The following is a 15,690-nucleotide window of genomic DNA, read 5'->3' on the forward strand; positions in this document are numbered from 1 at the left end:
CGCTGGCGCTGGCGCTGCGCGACGGGGCAGGAGAAGACCCCCGCCGACCCGATTCGGCGGGGGTCTTGTATGCGGGCCCGTGAAGAAGGGCCGCAGAGCGCGGATGCCGTGACTACCCGATCCGGTCCAAGCCTTCGTCCGCGCAGAAGCAGTTGTAGTCGGCGAACGTGTCCGGACGGTGAACGGGGAAAGAACTCGCCGTTCACTCCGGCAGCGGGAGATCCTGCTGCGAGGCGGCGAACATCCGGCGCACGATCGGGCGGAACGGACGCGACAGCATCACGCCCATGGCCGCCCGCATGATCGCCGCCTGCAGCCTGCTGGCCGGCACCATCCGCTCGACGCCTCCTCCCATCAGCGTCATTCCCTGTGCGGCGAACGGACTGATCTGCTCGGCGTACCGGGCGAGCGCATCGGGCAGGGCGTCACGGCCGCCGTCGGCGATCCTCGCCGCGAGGAGGTAGGCGCCGATCAGCGCGGTGGCGGTGCCCATGCCCGACATCGGCGAGCCGCTCGATGCGGCATCACCCAGCAGCGCCACCCGCCCTCGCACGGGGTTCGGCACCTCGAGGCGCATGAGCTCGTCGAAGTAGAAATCGTCGGCGGTCTCCATGGCCGCGAGGATCGTCTCGGCGTGCCAGCCGGCCCCCGCCAGCATCCGCCTGATCAACGACTTCTGCGCGTCGAGGTCGCCGCGCAGCGACGGGTCCCGATCGACGCGCAGCGTCAGCATCGCCTTCGACGTCCTCGGGTCGAGATCGGGACGGATGCCGAAGGTGGCCCCGGGCGTGAACCGCATCGAGAACCAGCCCTCCTCGACGTCGGCCGGCGTGGGCAGGGTGAAGAAGGCGGCATATCCGCCGAGATAGGTGCGGAACGACTCCTCTGGGCCGAAGACGAGCCGCCGCGTAGAGGAGTGCACGCCGTCGGTGGCGACGACGATGTCGTAGCGGGCGGTGGCCGCGCTCGCGAACGCGACGTCGACCCCGCTCGCATCCTGCATCACCGAGGTGATCCGGTCGCCGTAGCGCAGGTCGAGCAGGCCGGAGGGGCCAGCCGCGAGCTCGCGGCGCAGCACCTCGCTGAGATCTCCGCGGGCGATCTCGATCTCCGCCACGGCGCCCTTGCCGTCGAAGACTTCCATTGACATGCGCCCGAACACGCGGCCGCGGGCGTCGACGTAGGCGAGCCCCTTCTCGTCGACGCGGTAGGGCTCGATCTTCTCCAGAAGGCCCATGCGTTCGGCGACCTCCCGGCTGGCGCCGCGCAGATCGACGGCCTGGCCGCCGGGTCGCGGGCCGTCGGCGCGTTCGACGACGGTGGTGCGGATGCCGGCGCGCACCAATTGCAGAGCCAGGGCGAGTCCGGCGATGCCGGCACCGGAGACGAGGATGTGGGTGGTGGGAGCGGTGGCGTTCATCGGATTCTCCTTGATCGAGAAGTTAGACATATGTCTCAAACATCTGTCTAACACGGTTTGGTACGCATGTCTAATACATTTGTCTGAAATCGGTTAGGCTCATGCCATGGGAAATCGTGAAGACCTGCTCGCGGGGGCTCGCCGCGCGATCCTCGAACGGGGCGTCGCCAAGGTGACAGCCCGCGACATCGCCGCCGAAGCGGGGGTCAGCCTCGCCGCGATCGGCTATCACTTCGGTTCGAAGGATGAGCTCGTGACCGCCGCCCTGCTGGAGTCAGTCGGCGACGGCATCGGCGACGGCATGGAGGCCATCGTCGGCGAGACGGCCGCGCTGCCGCTGCTCGACGGTTTCGCGCGGTTGTGGGATCGCATGCCGGAAGTCTTCGAGCGCAATCGCGAGGCGCTGCTCGCGAGCCTGGAGAACACGGTCCGCGTCCTGCGCGACGCCGACGGCGCGAAGGCGCTGGGGGAGGCTGTGGAGCAGGGGTATCTCGGCGTGGCCGAGCAGTTGCGCGACGCGCATCCGGAACTCGGCGAAGACGAGGTCGTGGCGGTCGCAAAGCTCGACTTCGCCCTCGTGCAGAGCCTGGGCATCATGTGGCTGATGAATCCGGAGTCCCTGCCCGGCGGCGAGGAGTTCGCGCGCGCCGTCGCGGTGCTCGCACGCGACTGAAAGCGCTTGCGTTTGCGGCACATCCAGGCATTCCGCTTCGCCTGACTGCCCGGAAAGACTACTGGAAGCGCTTGCAGTCCTCGACGGATAGCTGGTAGCTTCGCACCACAGCATCCGGGCACGCCGCCGTGCCCTCCCACCCTCCAGGGAGCAGAAGTGTCGAAGACGACAGCCGCCGCACGCCGTACCGCCCTCCTCGCCGTCAGCACGCTCATCGCCGCAGGTCTCGCGGTCGTGGCGGCACCTCCGGCATCCGCCGCCGACCGAACGGCCGCCCTCGTCGGTGACCTGCAGTCCGAGCTGGGCTGCGCCGCCGACTGGGCGTCCGATTGCGCCGCGACCGAGCTCACTCCGACCGGCGCCGCCGGCATCTACAGCGCGGCCTTCGAGGTGCCGGCCGGCACCTACGAGTACAAAGTGGCGCTGAACGACAGCTGGGACGAGGCCTACGGACTCGACGGCGGCGGCGACAACATCCCCCTCACGATCGCCGGCCCCGCGACGCTGCGCTTCACGTACGACGACAACGTTCACCGTGTGGGCGTCGCGGTGGAGGATCTCCGCGGCGGTTACGCGAGCGAAGACGACGCGCTCATCGCGCCGCCCGTGCGCCAGGCGGGAGCAGGCGAGCAGTTCTACTTCGTGATGACCGATCGCTTCGCGAACGGCGACACCTCCAACGACACCGGCGGCCTCGAGGGCGACCGCCTGACGACCGGCTTCGACCCGGCCGACAAGGGCTTCTACCAGGGCGGCGACATCGCCGGCATCCGCGACAACCTCGACTACATCGAAGGCCTCGGCACGAGCGCGATCTGGCTGACACCGAGCTTCGCGAACAAGCCGGTGCAGGGCGAGGCGGCCGACGCCAGCGCGGGGTATCACGGCTACTGGGTCACCGACTTCACTCGCATCGACCCGCACCTCGGCACGAACGAGGAGCTGCAGGCGCTGATCGCCGATGCGCACGCCCGTGGCATCAAGGTCTACTTCGACATCATCACCAATCACACCGCCGACGTCATCGACTACACGCAGAAGAAGTACGACTACATCGACCAGGCGACAAGCCCTTACAAGGACGCGAACGGCACTGCCTTCGACCCTGCCGACTACGCGGGCACCGGCGATTTCCCGACGCTCGATGCGGCCACGAGCTTCCCGTACACGCCTGTCGTCACTGACCCCGAGGCGAAGACCCCGGCCTGGCTCAACGACCCCACGCTCTATCACAACCGTGGAGACTCGACCTGGTCGGGGGAGTCCGTGACCTACGGCGACTTCAGCGGCCTGGACGACCTCATGACCGAGAGCCCGACCGTCGTGAACGGCTTCGTGCAGGTCTACGATCAGTGGGTCGACCTCGGCATCGACGGCTTCCGGATCGACACCGTCAAGCACGTGAACTTCGAGTTCTGGGAGCAGTTCACGACCGAGGTGCTCGACTACGCCCACGCGAAGGGCAACGACGACTTCTTCATGTTCGGCGAGGTATACGACGCCGACCCGGTGAAGCTCGCCCCGTACGTGCGTGACACCGACATGAACTCCGTTCTCGACTTCACGTTCCAGTCGTCCGCCGTGAGCTACTCCTCCGGCAACTCGGCCAAGGGCCTGCAGAGCCTCTTCGCGGGCGACGACCGGTACACGACCGCCGACACGAGTGCGACCGCACTGCCGACCTTCCTCGGCAACCACGACATGGGCCGGGTCGGCTCCTTCCTGCAGAACACCGACCATGCGGTGCAGCGCGATGAGCTCGCGCATGATCTGATGTTCCTCACCCGGGGCCAGCCGGTGGTGTACTACGGCGATGAGCAGGGCTTCGCGGGTCCCGGCGGTGACAAGGACGCCCGGCAGACCCTGTTCGCGACGCAGGTCGCCGAGTACGCGAACCAGAAGCTCATCACCGGCGAGCTGGCGGGGTCCGCCGACCGCTACAGCACCGACGGCGAGCTGTATCAGCACATCGCCGGTCTCTCGGACCTTCGCGAGGCGAACCCCGCGCTCGTCGACGGTGCGCAGATCGAGCGCTACTCGGCATCCGGAGCCGGCGTCTACGCCTTCTCGCGGGTCGACGCCTCCGACAAGGTCGAGTACCTGGTCGCGGTCAACAACGCCACGAGCACCCAGACCGTCGACCTGAAGACCTTGACCTCGGATGCCGGCTACAGCGTGATCTACGGCGACGGCGCGGCTCTGACGACGGATGCCGGTGCCGCCACCAGCATCACGGTGCCTGCACTGTCGGCCGTCGTCTGGAAGGCCGACAAGACGGTCACCGCGCCGGCCGAGGCCGCCCCCGTCACCGTGAGCGTCCCCGCCGCAGGCGCCGGCGTCACCGGCCAGTCGGCCGTGCAGGCGAGCATCGCCGACCAGTGGACGCAGACGAGCTTCGCGTACCGCGTCGCAGGCGACGACGAATGGCACGCGCTGGGCACCGCGGAGGACACCGACCCCCGGGTGTTCCACGACATCGCGGGTCTCAAGAAGGGCACGCTGGTCGAGTACCGCGCGGTGACGACGGATGCCGCCGGCCACCACTCCGCAGCATCGACATACGCCTCCGTCGGCAACGCGGTGACCCTCGAGGCGCCCGAAGAGCCCGAGTCGCCGATCGACATGGTCACGGTGGCCGGCAGCCTCGACTCCGAGATCGGCTGCGCGGGCGATTGGGACCCGGCGTGCGAGAAGGCGAAGCTGGCGCTCCGCCCCGACGGTGTGTGGGCCGGAACCTTCGACCTCCCCGCCGGCGACTACGAGTACAAGGCGGCCGTGAACGGCAGCTGGGCCATCAACTACGGGGCGAACGGCGTGCCCGACGGCTCGAACATCGCCATCCACCATGCGGGCGGCCCGATCACGTTCTACTTCGATCCGCGCACGAACATCATGCAGTCGACTGCCGAGGGACCCATCGTGACCCTGCCTGGATCCGAGCAGTCAGAGCTCGGCTGCGCGGCCGACTGGTCTCCCGACTGCCTCGCCACGCTCATGGCTGATGGCGATCGGGACGGCGTGTACGAGTTCGCCACCGACGAGCTGCCGACCGGAGCGTACGAGTTGAAGGTCGCACACGGACTCAGCTGGACCGAGAACTACGGCGCCGACGGCGCCCCCGGGGGAGCGAACATCTCGTTCAGCGCGACCGAGGGCAAGGTCACGACGTTCCGCTACACGCTCGCGACGCACGTGCTCGAGATCGTGAGCACCGACCCGCCGCTCCCCGGCACGGGAGAATCCCGCGCGCACTGGATCGACGCCACGACGATCGCCTGGCCCGCGAACCTCGGTGCGACGGACAAGGCGGCCTACCAGCTGTACTCCTCGGTGGACGCCTCGCTGACGGTGGCCGACGGCGAGGTCGCCGGCGGCGACCCGATCACCCTGACGGTGATCGACGGCGGACTGACCGAGGCGCAGCTCGCCCGCTTCCCGGCGCTGAAGGGCTACCTCGCCCTCAAGGTCGACGACTCGGATGCTGCAGCCCTCGTGCGCGGCCAGCTGGCCGTCGCCCAGCGCGACGCCGCCGGGGCGCTCACCGCCTTCACCGCGGTGCAGATCCCCGGAGTGCTCGACGATCTCTACGCCACCGCGCTCGACGGGGTCGACCTGGGCGTGACGTTCAGCGGCAAGAAGCCGACGTTCCGTCTGTGGGCGCCGACCGCGCAGAGCGCCGCCCTGCTCACCTGGAACCCCGGCGCCACCGGCGCCACCGGCGACCCGCAGCGTCATGACGCGACGTGGGATGCGGCATCCGGTTCCTGGACGGTCAAGGGCGAGAAGAGCCTCAAGGGCGCCGAGTACCTCTGGGAGGTCGTCGTCTATGCCCCGAGCACCGGCACGATCGAGACCAATCAGGTGACCGATCCGTACTCGGCAGCCCTCACGCTGAACTCCGAGCGCTCGGTCGCGATCGATCTCGACGACAAGGCGTGGCAGCCCAAGGCATGGCAGAAGACGAAGTCGCCCTCGGTCGACAAGTCGGTCGACCGGGCCATCTACGAGCTGCACATCCGCGACTTCTCGATCGGCGACGAGACAGTGCCCGCAGAAGAGCGCGGCACCTACCTCGCCTTCACCGAGAAGAGCGCGGGCACGGATCACCTGCGCGAGCTGGCGGACGCCGGCATCAACACCGTGCATCTGCTCCCGTCGTTCGATCTCGCCACGATCGAGGAGGACCGGGCTGCCCAGGCGACTCCCGACTGCGACCTCGCGTCGTTCGGTCCGGCATCCGATCAGCAGCAGGCCTGCGTGCAGGCCGTGGCCGATCAGGACGGTTTCAACTGGGGCTACGACCCGTACCATTTCTCCACGCCGGAGGGCTCGTACGCGGTCGACGCGAACGGCGGAGCGCGGGTCAGCGAGTTCCGCTCGATGGTCGGCTCGCTGCACGAGATCGGACTGCAGGTCGTGCTCGATCAGGTGTTCAACCACACCGCAGCGTCGGGCGAGGCCGACACCTCGGTACTCGATCAGGTCGTTCCCGGCTACTACCACCGTCTGAACGCGGCGGGTGCGGTGGAGACCTCCACCTGCTGCCAGAACGTGGCCACCGAGCACCTCGCGGCGCAGAAGCTCATGGTCGACTCGATCGTCACCTGGGCGCGCGACTACAAGGTCGACGGGTTCCGATTCGACCTGATGGGGCACCACTCGACGACGAACATGCAGGCGATCCGCGACGCGCTCGACGCGCTCACCGTGAAGAAGGACGGCGTCGACGGCAAGGCGATCTACCTGTACGGCGAGGGCTGGAACTTCGGCGAGGTCGCGAACAACGCGCTGTTCGAGCAGGCCACGCAGGGGCAGCTCGGCGGCACGGGCATCGGCACCTTCAACGACCGGCTGCGCGACGCCGTGCACGGGGGCAGCCCTGTCGACGGCACATCGACGTTCCGGCAGGGATTCGGCACCGGCCTCGGCACCGACCCGAACGGCGACCCGATCAACGGCTCGACCGAGCAGGCTCTGGCCGACCTCGGCCACGAGACCGATCTCGTGAAGCTGGGGCTCGCAGGCAACCTGCGCGACTTCACGTTCGTCACCAGCGATGGGCAGGTCACCGCCGGCGAGGACATCGACTATCGCGGCTCGGCTGCCGGCTACGCCGAGGAACCGGGCGAAGTCATCAACTACGTCGATGCGCACGACAACGAGACGCTGTACGACCTCTCGGTGTTCAAGCTGCCGGTCGGCACCTCGATGGCCGACCGGGTGCGCATGAACACGCTCGAGCTCGCGACCGTGACGCTGTCGCAATCGCCCTCGTTCTGGCACGCCGGCACCGAGCTGCTGCGCTCGAAGTCGCTCGACCGCAACAGCTACAACTCCGGCGACTGGTTCAACCGCATCGACTGGACCGGTCAGGAGTCGACCTTCGGCTCGGGCCTGCCCACCGCGGCCGACAACCAGGAGAAGTGGCCCCTCATGGCACCGCTGCTAGAGAACCCGGCGCTCAAGCCGGCGGCCGCCGACATGGCGACGGCCGAGGCATCCGCTCTCGATCTGCTCCGCGTGCGCGACGAGGTCGACCTGCTGCGTCTGGGCTCGGCCGACCTCATCGAGCAGAAGGTCACGTTCCCGAACGGGGGAGCGGATGCCGCGCCGGGCGTGATCGTGATGCAGATCGACGATCTCGTGGGGTCCGACGTCGATCCCGAGCTCGACGGCGCGCTGGTCGTGTTCAACGCCTCGCCGTCGCAGGCTTCGCAGACCGTGGCGGAACTCGCCGGCCGCTCGTTCGCGCTGACGCCGGCTCAGGCCGACGGGGCGGATGCCGTCGTGAAGACGACGACGTGGGATGCCGCGACCGGCACGGTCTCGGTTCCCGCCCGCTCGGTGGCCGTGCTCGTGGACGACCAGGCGCAGCCGGTCGGAACCTCTCTGCGGCTCTCGGCGTCCGACGTGTTCGTCAAGGCGGGCAGGAGCACGACCGTCACCGTTCGGGTGTCAGCCGACGACGACAGCGCTCCGGCGGGTACGGTCACAGTACTCGACCGAGGCAAGGTCGTCGCGACGGTCGACATCACCGCCGCCGATCGCGGAAAGGTCGCCATCGCCTTGCCGAGGCTGACGCGGGGTCTGCACCTCGTGACCGCGACGTTCGCGGGCGCTGAGCCGTACACGGCATCGCGGTCGCGGATCCCGCTGCCGCTGCTCGCGTACTGAGAGCTCTCTGCGTTTCGTCTCTGCGTTTCGTCTCGCTTCGCTCGCTCAACGACCGTCGCTCGCTCAACGACCGAGCGCCGTACTGAGCGAGCGAAGCGAGTCGAAGTGACGAAACGCGTCGACTCTTCCTGCACCGGAGGGCGGATGCGGGGAACTTGTCCCCAGCCCGCGGAATTCCGCGGAGCACGATCCCGCGGATGCCGCAGAATCGGGGCATGACAGACACGACCACCCCGCTGAAAGATCGACCGCTCGAGAGCAGCGAAGACCTGCGCTCGCTGATCGAGCTGCTGCTCGACCGTGCCAATCGGCGCCAGATGTGGCTGCTGTTCATCGACGATCGTGGCTGCCTGGGCGACCCGCTGATGCCGATGGACGACTACCCCGACGATCCGACCGTGATCACCCGCACCGACGACCTGGGCGACGTCGATCAGGCGACGCTGCTGATGCACCGCATCGGCATGCTGCGCGAGATGACCGGCAACGCCGCGGTCGTGCTCGTGTGGGAGCGTCTCGGCTCCAGCGTGGTCGGCGTCGAGGACCGGGAGTGGTCGCGTGCGATGCTCGATGCGGCGACCGCCCTCGATGTGCCGCTTCGCGCCCAGTTCGTGCTGCACAACAGGGGCGTGCGCGCACTGCAGCTCGACGACATCACATGACCGTGAATCCATCGCACGCGCAGAAGCGCCGGCCCTGACGCATGTCAGAGCCGGCGCCTCTCGGTCGATTGCTCGGAATCAGCCCGCGCGCGGCGCGGTCACCGTGATGAGGGCGGCGGTGTCGCCCTGCATCGACTTCTTGACCGTGACCACCGTGCCGTAGCCCACGCCCGCGTCCGCGGGGTTGCCGGTGCCGAGCACCGTGAACCCGAGGTCGAGACCGTACGCGTCGGTCGCCGGGGTGCCGTCGGGGTTCACCACTCGCGTCGAGTAGGGCGCCCCGTTCACCGAGGGCACGACGACCGAGGCGTCACGCAGACGGTTCAGCAGCTGACCGTCCCGCACCTCGATGCCGGCGACCCAACCCTGGTCGTCCGTGAAGGTGCTCACCGGCGCCTGCGGAGCGAACGTCGTGCATGCCTCGTTGGCGAGGTTCGCGTCGACCAGGCAGTCCTTGAACGACGTGGTCGGCACGAGGCCGAACGCGGCGTTCGACGACTGTGCGCGGGTCGAGACGTTCTTCAGCGTCGACGGGTCGAGAGCTGCTTCGGCTCCGGTGCGGCGCAGCGGATCGAAGTGACTGTCGACGAGCAGCAGACCGCCCTTGGCTCCGTAGCTCGGCAGGTTCGTCAGGTTGTCGGCGACGTGGTTCACCACATCGTTCGCATCACCATAGGCGGTGTCGCGGTACCAGACGAGCGCGCCGGGAGCGTTGTACGGCACCTTCTCGACCTTCCAGCCCTCTGCGGAGTACACCGTGGTGTATCCGTACTTCAGGCCTTCGTCGAATCCGTCGTAGTTGCGCCACTCGACCATGTAGAACTGCGCCTTGATCTGCGTGCCGCTGTCGCGGTGCCAGCCGGCGCCACTCGTGTCGGTCCAGCTGACATCCGTTGCGGTCCAGCCGTTGTCGCCCGACTCGACGTCGTCGGTCCAGACCTCGGCGCCGGCGCTCGTCAGCGCGAAGTCGTCGGAGAACCAGCCGCGCTCCTCGAAGCCGGCATCCGTCGCCTGACGAAGGCGGAGCTGGATGCTCTGCCCGGCGAACGCCGTCAGATCGACGTAGTCGTGGCGCCAGCCGCCGGACGACCCGGTGAGGCCGTACTTCTTGCCGCCGAAGTCGGCCATGCGCCCGTTCGGGTCGTTGTAGCCGTCATCTGTGGACACCAGCGCCCCGGACTCGTCGTAGACCTTCTGCTCGGTCCAGGTGCTTCCGCCGTCGGTCGAGACCTCGATGAAGCCGTAGTCCCAGTCCTCCTCGATCACGTAGTCGTTCCACATCCAGAAACGCGCGTCGGCGGGCACGGAGTCGATCGTGCGGGTCAGGCGTGCATCCGCCCAGCTCTGATCGGCGCCCGAGTACCACGCCTCCGCGCCGCTGTGCGGCGTGGTGAACACGATCTCCTTGTCGGGGAGATTGATCTTGATGCCGTCCTTCGTGCCCTTCTTCGGGCGTGACGACTGACCGACCTTGATCGTCGTCGGGTCGTCACCGGGGTTCACGACCTGCGGGTCCACCCAGCCGAGCACCCATTTGTCCCAGATGCCCATGTGCGTCGGCATCGACTGGAAGATCGGGCCCGAGTGCGATCCCGAGCTCATCAGATCCCAGAAGTCGACGTCGGAGTTGCCGTTGTTCGACGTGTCGTACAGGTCGGGCAGACCGAGGTCGTGACCGTACTCGTGAGCGAACACGCCGACGCCCGAGTCCTCCGGCTGGATGATGTAGTTCGAGATCTTGAAGTCGGTGCCGGGGATCGTGGCGCCGCCGGCCACAGCCGAGGAATGCGCCCAGATCGCGTAGGTGCCCTCCTTGCCGCCGCCGCCCGACTTGTCCTCGCCTGCGTGCACGAGCACGACGTGGTCGATCACGCCGTCGGGTTCGTTGACGTTGCCGTCGCCGTCACGGTCGCCCTGGTCCTCGATGTCGTATTCGGCCCAGGGGAAGTCCGGGTCGGCCGCGGCGACGGCTGCGACAGCATCGATCGGCAGCTGGCCGGGTCCGAGCGGGTTGTCAGGGTGGCCCTGCTGGTCCTGCATCGGGCCGGCCTCGTACACGCCCTCGTCGTTCAGATGGCAGACCGTCGCGCCGTAGTATCCCTCGGAATGCGGCACAGAGACCCACGCCGTCGCTTCGCCCGTGAGGGAGTATGCGCCGCGCGACATCTCCTCGTACATGTTCTTCATCGTGTAACCCGAGATGTCGAATCCGGGCTGTCCGTCGGGCCCCGTCAGATCGGTGCGCACCCGCTCGGTGATGCCGTCCTCGGAGAACAGCATCTTGTTGTAGTGCTCGGAGGAGAAGTCCGACACCCACATGCTGTTGTTGTCGGGCTGTGCCGCATCTGCGGGGTTCGGGATGTTGTTGTGCAGGGTCGGACCCTGCTGACTGCCCGGCATGCAGGTCGTGGCGCCGAACTCGGTGGGGACGTAGAGGTCGGAGAAGTCGTCGGTGCCGTCGAACTCGACCAGGATCGTGAGCAGCTTCGCCTGCTGCGTGGTCTTCGAGTGCTTCAGCGCCTTGGGGCTCTTGCCGGTCTTGATCGATTGAGCCTCGGTCTTCGCGAGCTGCCTCGCCGCCACCGGGTTGCCCTGCGCGAACTTCTCGTCGTTCTTGTTCGCCCGTTCGATGGGGCTGCCGCCATACGGGCCTCTGGCGCTGCCGCTCGTGATCAGCGAGTCGTCGGATGAGTCGAATGCGCCTTCCGCCCGCGGTGCCACGTAGTTCATGTAGTACTCGTCGTCGCCGATCACTGCCGGAGCCTGAGGGGCATCCGCATTCGGCGGGGCCGCGGTGGCCGCGCCGGAGCCGAGGGCCACGAATCCGGTGGTCGCCAGTGCGAGCGCCGTCGTCGTCGCCAAAGCACGCCGTCGTGCTTGAGCCGTCCGTTGAGACATGTTTCTCCTTTTCGCGCGCATCGGTGCGAAAGGTCATCGCCACGATGCGATCGGGTGTGCGCCGATCAGGCGCACGGATAAAGGTCTACCGTGCTCCTGTCGTGCAAGGGAAGAGGGTGCGCGAGATGGACGCGGTTCGCCTCCATGATCATTCCGGTATACAAGGACGTCCTAGTAAATGTTCGGCCCTCGGAGTAGCATCGCATTGTGCCAACGACGGCATGAAGGGATGTCACACAATGACTCGCACAATTCCGCATTTCGTGGGCGGATCGCTTCTCACGCCCGAAGAAGGACGCTTCGCGGACGTCTTCGACCCCAGCAACGGCGCCGTGCAGGCACGCGTACCACTGGCCTCTACAGGCGAGGTCCGCGAAGCGATCGACAACGCCGAGGCGGCGCAGGTCGGCTGGGCGGCGACGAACCCGCAGAAGCGCGCCCGTGTGCTGCTGCGCTTCCTCGATCTGGTCCAGCGCGAGATGCAGACGCTCGCCGAGATGCTCGCGAGCGAGCACGGCAAGACGGTCGATGACGCGAAGGGCGACATCCAGCGCGGCCTCGAGGTCATCGAGTTCGCCGCCGGCGCCCCGCACCTGCTCAAGGGCGAGTACTCCACCGGCGCGGGCGCCGGCATCGATGTGTACTCCATGCGGCAGCCTCTCGGAGTGGTCGCGGCGATCACCCCGTTCAACTTCCCGGCCATGATCCCGCTGTGGAAGGCCGGCCCGGCGCTCGCCGCGGGCAACGCGGTGGTCCTGAAGCCGAGCGAACGCGACCCTTCGGTGCCGGTGCGTCTCGCCGAGCTCTTCCTCGAGGCGGGGTTGCCCGCGGGTGTCCTCAACGTCGTGCACGGCGACAAGGAAGCCGTCGACGCGCTGCTGACCGACGACCGCATCCGCGCCGTCGGCTTCGTCGGGTCCACGCCGATCGCCGAGTACATCTACTCCACCGCGGCGGCCCACGGAAAGCGCGCCCAGTGCTTCGGCGGTGCGAAGAACCACATGATCGTGATGCCGGATGCCGATCTGGACCAAGCCGTAGATGCGCTGATCGGCGCCGGGTACGGCTCGGCGGGGGAGCGCTGCATGGCGATCTCCGTCGCGGTGCCCGTGGGGCAGGAGACGGCGGATGCTCTCGCCGCCAAGCTGGTGGAGCGAGTCGCGCGGCTGCGCGTCGGGCCGTCGCTCGCCGCAGACGTCGACTACGGACCGCTCGTCACCCGCGCCGCTGTCGAGCGGGTGGAGGGTTACATCCAGCAGGGCATCGACGAGGGAGCGACACTGCTCGCCGACGGACGTGGTTTCACGGTGCCCGGACACGAGGAGGGCTTCTACCTCGGCCCGACGCTGTTCGATCACGTCACCACAGACATGGCGATCTACCGTGAGGAGATCTTCGGCCCGGTGCTCGTGATCGCTCGCGCCGCCGACTACGAGCAGGCGCTGCGGATGGCGAACGAGCACGAGTACGGCAACGGCGTCGCGATCTTCACGCGCGACGGCGATGCGGCCCGCGACTTCGCCGCCCGCGTCGAGGTCGGGATGGTCGGCGTCAACGTGCCGATCCCGGTGCCGATCGCGTACTTCACCTTCGGGGGCTGGAAGAGATCGGGTTTCGGCGACCTCAACCAGCACGGCGCCGACGCCTTCCGCTTCTACACGAAGACCAAGACCGTGACCAGCCGCTGGCCGTCGGGCATCCGCGACGGCGCCAGCTTCGTCATCCCCACCATGCACTGATCCTGCTCGCCCACAAGGAACCACGATGACAATGACCACCGTCACCACCACCGCCGAGGAACGCGAGGCGATCCTCGAGGCCGTCCGCGACTTCGCCGACACCGAGCTCGCGCCCTACGCTGCGGAGCGCGACGAGAACCATCTCTTCCCGCGGGAATCGCTGAACCGAGCGGGCGAGCTCGGCCTCGGCGGCATCTACGTGCGCGAGGACTTCGGCGGCAGCGGGCTGAGCCGCGCCGACACCGTCGCCATCTTCGAGGAGCTGGCCAAGGGAGACACCGCCGTCGCCGCCTACATCTCGATCCACAACATGGTCGTCTGGATGATCGACACCTACGGCGATGACAGACAGCGCGGCGAATGGCTGCCGAAGCTGACCGCGATGGAGGAGTTCGGCGGGTACTGCCTCACCGAGCCCGGCGCGGGGTCGGATGCCGCCAACATCTCCACCAGCGCGGTTCGCGACGGCGACCACTACGTGCTCACCGGCATGAAGCAGTTCATCTCGGGGGCAGGCGAGGCCGCCGTCTACGTCGTCATGGCCCGCACGGGAGAGGCAGGTGCGCGTGGCATCAGCGCCTTCCTCGTGCCGGGCGACTCGGAGAACCTCGGCTTCGGCGCTCCCGAGAAGAAGATGGGCTGGCACGCCCAGCCCACTCGCCAGGTCATCTTCGACGGCGTGCGCGTACCGGCATCCGCCATGCTCGGAGACGAGGGCAAGGGCTTCGCGATCGCGATGTCGGCGCTCAACGGCGGACGCCTCAACATCGCCGCCTGCTCGATCGGCGGAGCGCAGTGGGCGCTCGATCGTGCAGTGCAGTACGTGCACGAGCGCGTCGCATTCGGCGAGCCGCTGGCCGAGAAGCAGTCGATCATGTTCGCGATCGCCGACATGCGCACCGACCTGCAGGCGGCAAGGCTGATGGTGCGCGACGGCGCGCAGGCCGTCGACGAGAAGGCCCCCGACGCGACCATGCGCTGCGCGATGGCCAAGCGCTTCGCCACGGACGCCGGGTTCGACGTGGCCAACAAGGCCCTTCAGCTGCACGGCGGCTACGGGTACCTTCAGGACTACGGGATCGAGCGGGTCGTGCGTGATCTGCGCGTGCATCAGATCCTGGAAGGGACGAACGAGATCATGCGACTCATCGTCGGACGAGAGATGCTGCGCCCTGCCGGCTCTGCTTCGATGCGGGCCTCATCATGAGCAGGGTCGCGTTCCTGGGCCTCGGTCACATGGGGCTGCCGATGGCGAAGAACCTCATCGCCGCGGGGCATGAGGTGCGTGGATTCGACCTCATGGACGCCGCGGTGGAGGCGGCCAAGGCAGCGGGCGTGCCGGTGACCGAATTCGGAATCGACGCGGTCTCCGGCGCCGAGGTCGTGATCACGATGTTCCCCGCCGGCAGGCACGTGATCTCCGCATACCAGGACGGTCTGCTGGCCGCGGCCGAGCCCGGCACGCTGTTCATCGAATCCTCCACGATCGCCGTCGACGAGGCGCGCACCGCCCACGAGCTCGCGGTCGCCGCCGGGCACCGCAACATCGACGCGCCCGTCTCGGGCGGTGTGGTGGGAGCGGAGAACGGCACTCTCGCGTTCATGGTCGGCGGCACGGATGAGGACTTTGCCGCGGCGCTGCCGCTGCTCGAGGCGATGGGAAAGCGCATCGTGCACTGCGGCGGCCCGGGGCTCGGTCAGGCCGCCAAGGTGTGCAACAACATGATCCTCGCAGTCTCGCAGATCGCGGTCGCTGAGGCTTTCGTGCTGGGGGAGCGGCTGGGTCTCGAGCATCAGGCACTGTTCGATGTGGTGTCGCAGGCATCCGGCCAGTGCTGGTCGATCACGACCAACTGCCCGGTTCCGGGGCCTGTGCCGACCAGTCCCGCCAATCGCGACTACCAGCCGGGCTTCGCCGGCGCCCTGATGGCGAAGGACCTCGGCCTCGCGCTGCAGGCGATCGAGCAGACCTCGACGGATGCCAGGATGGGGCGACTCGCGCAGGAGCTCTACGCGGCGTACGCCGAGGGGCCCGGCGCGACCCGAGACTTCTCGGGCATCATCACCGACATCCGCGAGGATCTGGTCTGAGGGCGCGGGACATACTGGGAAGACCACAACGGA

The 15,690-nt window shown here is 67.9% G+C and carries 8 protein-coding genes; 6 read left to right on the top strand and 2 right to left on the bottom strand.

Annotation, left to right across the window (positions count from 1 at the left end):
- Positions 1 to 202: 202 nt before the first annotated feature.
- Positions 203 to 1,420 (bottom strand): FAD-dependent monooxygenase, encoded by a 1,218-nt coding sequence (locus ACI3KT_RS00470; RefSeq protein ID WP_404901773.1) that lies wholly within the window; start codon positions 1,418 to 1,420, stop codon positions 203 to 205.
- A 106-nt stretch (positions 1,421 to 1,526) separates the two neighbouring features.
- Between ACI3KT_RS00470 and ACI3KT_RS00475 the strand changes: the two genes are divergently transcribed.
- The 3 genes from ACI3KT_RS00475 (at position 1,527) to ACI3KT_RS00485 (ending at position 8,929) form a co-directional block, all read left to right on the top strand.
- Positions 1,527 to 2,093, top strand: coding sequence for a TetR/AcrR family transcriptional regulator (locus ACI3KT_RS00475; RefSeq protein WP_404901775.1), 567 nt, complete (start codon positions 1,527 to 1,529; stop codon positions 2,091 to 2,093).
- Positions 2,094 to 2,249: 156 nt separating this feature from the next.
- A complete protein-coding gene (pulA, locus tag ACI3KT_RS00480) occupies positions 2,250 to 8,267 on the top strand; it encodes a pullulanase-type alpha-1,6-glucosidase (RefSeq protein WP_404901778.1) in 6,018 nt (2,005 codons plus the stop codon).
- 215 nt (positions 8,268 to 8,482) lie between these two features.
- Positions 8,483 to 8,929, top strand: a complete 447-nt coding sequence (locus ACI3KT_RS00485; RefSeq protein ID WP_292907739.1) for a hypothetical protein — start codon at positions 8,483 to 8,485, stop codon at positions 8,927 to 8,929.
- Between the two features lie 78 nt (positions 8,930 to 9,007).
- Here the strand turns inward: ACI3KT_RS00485 and ACI3KT_RS00490 are convergent, their stop codons facing one another.
- Positions 9,008 to 11,827: an immune inhibitor A domain-containing protein gene (locus tag ACI3KT_RS00490; RefSeq protein WP_292907737.1), complete on the bottom strand. Its 2,820-nt coding sequence runs from the start codon at positions 11,825 to 11,827 to the stop codon at positions 9,008 to 9,010.
- A 239-nt stretch (positions 11,828 to 12,066) separates the two neighbouring features.
- Between ACI3KT_RS00490 and ACI3KT_RS00495 the strand changes: the two genes are divergently transcribed.
- The 3 genes from ACI3KT_RS00495 to mmsB are packed head-to-tail and all read left to right on the top strand — an operon-like array spanning position 12,067 to position 15,657.
- Positions 12,067 to 13,566: a CoA-acylating methylmalonate-semialdehyde dehydrogenase gene (locus ACI3KT_RS00495; protein WP_404901781.1), complete on the top strand. Its 1,500-nt coding sequence runs from the start codon at positions 12,067 to 12,069 to the stop codon at positions 13,564 to 13,566.
- Between the two features lie 25 nt (positions 13,567 to 13,591).
- Positions 13,592 to 14,773 carry an acyl-CoA dehydrogenase family protein gene (locus ACI3KT_RS00500; protein ID WP_404901783.1) on the top strand — a complete coding sequence of 394 codons (1,182 nt, stop codon included), beginning with the start codon at positions 13,592 to 13,594 and terminating at the stop codon, positions 14,771 to 14,773.
- Entirely contained in the window at positions 14,770 to 15,657 is an 888-nt protein-coding gene (gene mmsB, locus ACI3KT_RS00505; RefSeq protein ID WP_292907731.1) for a 3-hydroxyisobutyrate dehydrogenase, read from the top strand. The genes ACI3KT_RS00500 and mmsB overlap by 4 nt, the downstream gene beginning before the upstream one ends.
- Positions 15,658 to 15,690 lie beyond the last annotated feature (33 nt).

Origin of the sequence: Microbacterium sp. ZW T6_19, from assembly GCF_044987465.1 — a bacterium.
Classification (GTDB): domain Bacteria; phylum Actinomycetota; class Actinomycetes; order Actinomycetales; family Microbacteriaceae; genus Microbacterium; species Microbacterium natoriense_A.

Bases quoted from the DNA above. Each gene is read 5' to 3' on its own strand.
- ACI3KT_RS00470 (WP_404901773.1), bottom strand. From the start codon at position 1,420: ATGAACGCCACCGCTCCCACCACCCACATCCTCGTCTCCGGTGCCGGC.
- ACI3KT_RS00475 (WP_404901775.1), top strand. From the start codon at position 1,527: ATGGGAAATCGTGAAGACCTGCTCGCGGGGGCTCGCCGCGCGATCCTC.
- ACI3KT_RS00485 (WP_292907739.1), top strand. From the start codon at position 8,483: ATGACAGACACGACCACCCCGCTGAAAGATCGACCGCTCGAGAGCAGC.
- ACI3KT_RS00490 (WP_292907737.1), bottom strand. From the start codon at position 11,827: ATGTCTCAACGGACGGCTCAAGCACGACGGCGTGCTTTGGCGACGACG.
- ACI3KT_RS00495 (WP_404901781.1), top strand. From the start codon at position 12,067: ATGACTCGCACAATTCCGCATTTCGTGGGCGGATCGCTTCTCACGCCC.
- ACI3KT_RS00500 (WP_404901783.1), top strand. From the start codon at position 13,592: ATGACAATGACCACCGTCACCACCACCGCCGAGGAACGCGAGGCGATC.
- mmsB (WP_292907731.1), top strand. From the start codon at position 14,770: ATGAGCAGGGTCGCGTTCCTGGGCCTCGGTCACATGGGGCTGCCGATG.